The 5,956-nt window shown below is 30.6% G+C and carries 6 protein-coding genes; 1 reads left to right on the plus strand and 5 read right to left on the minus strand.

Annotated features, from left to right (window positions below; all coding sequences use genetic code 11):
• On the minus strand, nucleotides 1–1,010 hold a 1,010-nt coding region (locus L6Q46_RS12180; protein WP_291284531.1), incomplete at its 3' end, for a choice-of-anchor L domain-containing protein.
• A 76-nt stretch (nucleotides 1,011–1,086) separates the two neighbouring features.
• Nucleotides 1,087–1,332: a hypothetical protein gene (locus L6Q46_RS12185; RefSeq protein ID WP_291284532.1), complete on the minus strand. Its 246-nt coding sequence runs from the start codon at nucleotides 1,330–1,332 to the stop codon at nucleotides 1,087–1,089.
• Between the two features lie 34 nt (nucleotides 1,333–1,366).
• Here L6Q46_RS12185 and L6Q46_RS12190 point away from each other — a divergent pair, with 34 nt between their 5' ends.
• Nucleotides 1,367–2,239 (plus strand): response regulator transcription factor, encoded by an 873-nt coding sequence (locus L6Q46_RS12190; protein ID WP_291284536.1) that lies wholly within the window; start codon nucleotides 1,367–1,369, stop codon nucleotides 2,237–2,239.
• A gap of 4 nt (nucleotides 2,240–2,243) precedes the next feature.
• On the opposite strand, the gene L6Q46_RS12195 is transcribed toward L6Q46_RS12190, so the two are convergent.
• From L6Q46_RS12195 to L6Q46_RS12205, 3 genes are all read right to left on the minus strand, one after another.
• Nucleotides 2,244–3,209: a Fic family protein gene (locus tag L6Q46_RS12195; protein WP_291284533.1), complete on the minus strand. Its 966-nt coding sequence runs from the start codon at nucleotides 3,207–3,209 to the stop codon at nucleotides 2,244–2,246.
• A 194-nt stretch (nucleotides 3,210–3,403) separates the two neighbouring features.
• Nucleotides 3,404–5,221, minus strand: a complete 1,818-nt coding sequence (locus tag L6Q46_RS12200) for a chloride channel protein (RefSeq protein WP_291284534.1) — start codon at nucleotides 5,219–5,221, stop codon at nucleotides 3,404–3,406.
• 53 nt (nucleotides 5,222–5,274) lie between these two features.
• On the minus strand, nucleotides 5,275–5,940 hold the full coding sequence (locus L6Q46_RS12205; protein WP_291284535.1) for a DNA alkylation repair protein: 666 nt from the start codon (nucleotides 5,938–5,940) through the stop codon (nucleotides 5,275–5,277).
• Nucleotides 5,941–5,956: the final 16 nt, after the last annotated feature.

Genomic DNA, 5,956 nt, shown 5'->3' on the forward strand with positions numbered 1-5,956 from the left:
ATATTTTGAAAAGTTCCCATTCCAACTTTTGATGGATTTGGTGTTCCAATTAAATTTGGGTCATACTCACATATACTTTTAAAGCTATTCGCTTCTAAGTACACAACACTATCATAAGCACCATCACTTATATCCATTACAATTAATTTAATGTGATAGGTTGCGCCAGGTGTTAAACCCGTTTGTTTAGCCGTTAATATTCTAGTATTTCCGTTTAATTGAGTTCCATCAATAGTTCCTAGAAATTCAGCAGTTGTATTATTTTGGACCCAACTTGGATTCACAGAAGAACATCGACTAGCATTTGGAGCACCACCACTTGAACCTACAACTCCGTTATTTACAGAATTTATCGAAACTTCAGAACCATTGTCCAATCTTGCTATGTTACGAGCATCGTTTGTGTACCCTGCTCCACCTGAAATTCCTGGTCCACTTATTAAAAATCCGAATTTATCATTAAAGGAAGAACACTGATAATTAATAAATCCACCATTATCTGAATATTCCTCAGATCCAAAAATATACCTAAAGGATACTTCTGAGCTCTCTGGAACAAAATCAAATTCTAAAATGGCCGTGTTAAAGTAATTAAAACCTCCTGAAAGAATATCCAAATCATTAATTGTAACCCCACAAGTGCCTGATTTTCTTACTTCGCCTGTAGTACATGAAGTATAATTTCTACTCATTTGGGCAACACTACCAGGATCTACACCAAGTGTCAGAGGAATTTCAGATGTATTACCAGTTGTTAAAACTACTCCCGATGAAAACCCCATTTGAGCTAACGTTGTTGTTACTGTTGAAAAGTATCCCACTTGATATCGGCTTGAAACATTACGAACTCCACTAAAAGTAACATTTGAGATAGTAACTCCACTACCTGTAGGAACCAAAACGCCATCTACTAATTGAGTTGGTGTATAGGTCGTATTAGAAATCGTTATTTGACTGAAGTGAATATGAAATACAAAAACAAAGAATAATAGAAAATAATTTCTTTTCATAATATCATTAAATATTTGGTTGGCATTTTTTTTTGCGTAAATTTATCTTTATGAGCCGTTCTTTATTTTAAATAGGCTACCAAATATGTATTGATTTCAATAATTCATACATTTTTAAATTACAAAACATTATAAATATGCTGTTTACTCTATTTTTTCCTATAATTATTTCTTTTTTAATTGGAGTATTATTACTCTTTAAAAAGCATGATAAAGGATTTTCAAAAATTATTTTAGGGATATTTTTCTTGTTTTTTTCATTTGCATTATTTGCAATTTCATTAAATTTCTTGCTGGATTTTTTAAAATCAATTGAAACCATTTTCAAATATGTAGAAGTCTTTTTCTACAGTGTGATGCTCTCATTACCTGTTTTGGTTTTTCTTTATATTAGATCATTAGTACATCATCATGATGAAGGATTTGGAAAAGACATATGGGTACATTTCTTTATTCCAATTCAAGCCTTACTCTTTAATTTAATACCTCTTATTTTTGACAGTAATGTTGAAGACCTTTCAAAAAAACTAGATTACACCAATTTCTTTTCTTTAAAAGTTACTTTTATCTTAATGAATATTTACTATTTAACAAAAGCTTACAATGTGTTTAAGATAAATTCTAAAAGAATTAAAGAAGAATATTCGTATCAAGCTGGAATCCAATTTAAGTGGCTAAGCTTTTTTGTTTTGGGATATATTGTTTTTATAATTTGCTTTTTCGGGTTAAGCCCAAATGCATCCCCTTTTGTAGTTTATATTCCTTTTTTGATGATTAGCTTATATCTCTATTTTCAGAGATTTAACCAAAACTCCATTGAACTTCAATTAATTGACGAAACTTTTTCAAAAAAAGAAATCCAAAATGGATTACCCGAACTAAAAAGAAAAGAAATTTTAAAAAATTTAGTTGAGTTTGTTGAAAAAAATGAAATTTATCTAAAAAAAGACTTAACCATTCATGACATTTCAAAAGAAATTAATATCAACAGTAGTTATATTTCCAATGTATTAAATCAAGATCTAAAATGTAATTTTGTTACTTTTATCAATACTTACAGAATTAATAAAGCAAAAGATATTTTACTTAGTAAAGAATATTCAAATTATACAATTGAAGCAATAAGTGAATTGGTTGGATTTAATTCAAAGTCTTCCTTTAATAATGCTTTCAAGCAAATATCAGGTATAACACCTTCTAAATTTAAAAAGAAAAACAAAGAGAATTAAGTTGTTATTTTAACAACCTAACTCTCTGTCTATTTGAAATGTAATCATTAATGGCTTTTTTTGTAGTAACCCAATTTCTTCCCTCTTTGTAGGCATCAATTTTTCCTTGACGCGCTAACAAGCTAACATATTCTTGACTGTAAGGAGTATTAGGTTCACTTACAATATTAGCAATTGATTGATATTCATCATCATTATCACTTGGAATAGAAGTTAAATAGATATTAACCGTTCTTTCCAAAGCTTGACACATTAACAACGTTAACTTTTGATAGTTTCCATTATTTGCCTGATTTAAAGCATCGTAATACTTTTTTCTATCATTTTTTAAGATGATCGCAGGCGGAAAACCTCTTCTCATGAGTAGTAGATTCATAGCCAAACGAACCGTTCTTCCATTTCCATCAAAAAAAGGATGAATCCAAACTAATTTGTGATGAAAAATAGTAGCCAACTCAATGTCATTTAATTGCAATGGATTTTCATTTACAAATTGAATTAATTCATCTAACAAATCTGAAACTTTATTAGCATTTGGCGGAATAAAATTTGCTCCCGTGATTCTAACACCAGCATTTCTAATTCTTCCTGCAAAATCATCTTCTATTGTGCGCAAAACCAAACCATGAAGCGATAAAATATCAATACTTCTTAATACATAATCATCATTGATGATTTGATACAAATAATTAATTGCATGCTCGTGATTTTTCGCTTCAAAATGTTCTCGCAATGATTTTCCTTTCACGGTAATTCCATCTTGAAGTACCATTTGTGTTTCTCGAAGTGAAAGTGTATTTCCTTCAATACTATTCGAATTATAAGTCCATTCAATGGAAAGTGATTCTTTAATTTTTGAAATAGCAGAGTATGGAAGCGGTCTATTTTGATTGAGCACAGCGAGTTTATCATACAATCTATCGAATGTTGATTGAAATTCTCCGCGATATGACAAATCTATATTCCACATAACTTCTTTATTTCACCACAAAGGTATTAATATCGGATAGAATAAAAAAATATTTTATCCGATATTAATATTTTTAACAATAAAAATTACATTTAAGAAGATAAATTTTAAAAATTTCTTAAATCCGTGTTCCAAAAAAATAAAGTTAAATTTTGAATTTGTCCCGAACCTTCAGGATTGTACTTGTATTTAAACTATTCGATAATCATTGATTTCAATCGCATTCTGTATTTCTCAAGAATAAGTTGTTTGTAAATAAATCCAAGAAAGATTCCATCTTTTAAAACGGGTAACACTTTACAACCTGATGTATCAAATTTTTCCATGATGGTTTCTAAGGTTTCATCATAGAAAATAATATCTTTTGGTGGTTGCATAACTTCATTTGTTGAAGTGTATTTTACTTTGAATTGCGAGAAAACAATTGGTCGGATTTCGTCTAAAAATATCAAACCTAATAACGTGTTTTTTTCATCCAACACAGGAAAAACATCTGCATCCGATTGTTGGATTTTTTCAACTAATTCTTCCAAATTATCACGAACCGAAATAGGTTTGAAATCGCTTTGAATTAATTTCGCAACATCTATGGAATTCAAAATATTAGCATCACGATTATCAGTAAAAACTTCACCTTTATCAGCCAAATTTTTAATATCGAAGGAATAAGGTTCAAAACGTTTTGAAATAGCAAAACTTACCGAAGAAACAATCATTAACGGAACCATCAAGTTGTAACCTCCCGTAATTTCAGCAATAAGGAAAATCGCAGTTAATGGTGCGTGAAATAATCCGCTCAATATTCCAGCCATTCCTACAAGCGTAAAGTTTCCAATTGGCAACTTAGCGAAACCGATTATATTGAAAAAATAAGCCACACAAAATCCTAAATACGAACCTACAAAAAGTGAAGGTGCAAAATTTCCACCATTTCCACCAGCGCCTAATGTTAAACTTGTAGCATAAACTTTGATTAACATTGTAGCACCAACAAACAATAACAAAATCCATTTTGAATCTTCGAAGCGCTCGAAAACCGTGTTTTGAACTAATCGTTCGGGATTACTGTCTGCTAAAATTTTAATGCTTTCATATCCTTCACCAAATAAAGATGGAAACAAGAAGATTAAGACACCTAAAATTCCAGCTCCAAACAATGCTTTATTGATGATATTAAATTTTAATCCACTGAAATAATGTTCGATTTTTCTGAAAGTTCTAGCATAATTTATCGAAACTAAACCACTTAAAACTCCTAATAAAATATAATAGGGTAAATTGTGATAATCGAAAAATTGTACTTTTTTAAACGAAAACAAGATATCTTCATTCAACATAACCGTTGAAACTAAAGCTCCTGTTGCTGCGCTAATCATAATCGGAATAAAAGCTGTAATACTGATTTCAGCCAAAACTACTTCGATAGCAAACAAAACTCCTGCAATCGGAGCGTTAAAAGCAGCACCAATTCCGGCAGCAACACCGCAGGCTAACAAAAGTGTTCTGTCTTTGTAACTTAAACGATAATTTTGCGCATAATTACTTCCAAAAGCAGCTCCAGTTATAGTAATTGGTGATTCTAAACCGGCACTTCCGCCCATACCAACGGTAAACGAACTCGTGATGATTTGGGCAAACATTTGTTTTCTAGGCATGATTCCGCGCTTTTTGGCAACGGCATACATAATTTGAGAAGTTCCTTTTTCAATTGAACCATCCAAAACCTTTTTAACAATGATTACCGTAATAATAATACCAATTATTGGGAGCGTACTATTACTATAAGGAAGATGGAATACATCATCTAATCTTTGAGCCGATTTATAAACCCAATGCGCAAATGTTTTTAGAATAATTACCGCTAAAGCAGAAGAAATTCCAACTAAAACACACGAAAAATAGATAAACTGTCGCGGTGTTAATAGCGATTTCAAAAGAAAAACAAATCGCTCTAAACGTCGGAAGGTTTTGTGTGTAAACGTTTTTAAGGAAAAAGATTTCTTTCTTGGCATTGTCTTGAAGTATTTTACGAAGGTAAATCTTTAATCTGAAAAATGAAACAAAATTAGAGTAAACGTAAGGCTTCTTTTCTACTTAAAGGTTTCAAATTAGTAGAATTTACATAAGCTTCGACTCCATTTGGATTGAATCTACTATAATCGCGTAAAGCCCAACCGATTGCTTTTTGAATGAAAAATTCGTTGGAATGTTTGTGTTTTTCACATTCCGATATTAAAATTTCAAAATTGGTTTTTTCTTTATAACTCAATTGAAATAAAATAGCACTTCGATTTAACCACATGTTTTCAGAATTTGAAAAACGTTCAATTACTTTTAAAGTTTTCGAAGGAAATTGCAACAAATAACCTCCTAAAATATATTTCGCAATCGTATCAACTGAATCCCACCAAGAATTGGTAATTATCATTTTTTCAATCAATTGAATATCCTCCAAAACAAAATTTTTCTTGAACTCTTTTAGCAATAAATCTATTGCTGTTTGATGAAATTCGCGTTCTTTCATTTGGAATAATTCCCAAGCAATCACTCTAAAGTTAGATTTGACTTCAGCTTTATTTTCTTCGTAATTTGATTTGAAAATTGCTCGTCTTTGCTCGGTTTTAATTCCAAAATAGGTAAAATTATTCTTCATGTAATTTTCCATCGGAATTGCCAATTCTCTATTGGATACTTTTCGAAAATCAGCTTCTAAATCACTACAAAATTTCATTGAGTTCCTTTAATTT

The sequence above is a fragment of the Flavobacterium sp. genome (assembly GCF_023151265.1).
GTDB lineage: Bacteria > Bacteroidota > Bacteroidia > Flavobacteriales > Flavobacteriaceae > Flavobacterium.

Excerpts from the sequence above, each read along its gene's own strand:
- L6Q46_RS12200 (WP_291284534.1), bottom strand. The coding sequence starts at position 5,221 with ATGCCAAGAAAGAAATCTTTTTCCTTAAAAACGTTTACACACAAAACC.
- L6Q46_RS12185 (WP_291284532.1), bottom strand. The coding sequence starts at position 1,332 with ATGGTTTCAATTGATTTTAAAAAATCCAGCAAGAAATTTAATGAAATT.
- L6Q46_RS12205 (WP_291284535.1), bottom strand. The coding sequence starts at position 5,940 with ATGAAATTTTGTAGTGATTTAGAAGCTGATTTTCGAAAAGTATCCAAT.
- L6Q46_RS12195 (WP_291284533.1), bottom strand. The coding sequence starts at position 3,209 with ATGTGGAATATAGATTTGTCATATCGCGGAGAATTTCAATCAACATTC.
- L6Q46_RS12190 (WP_291284536.1), top strand. The coding sequence starts at position 1,367 with ATGCTCTCATTACCTGTTTTGGTTTTTCTTTATATTAGATCATTAGTA.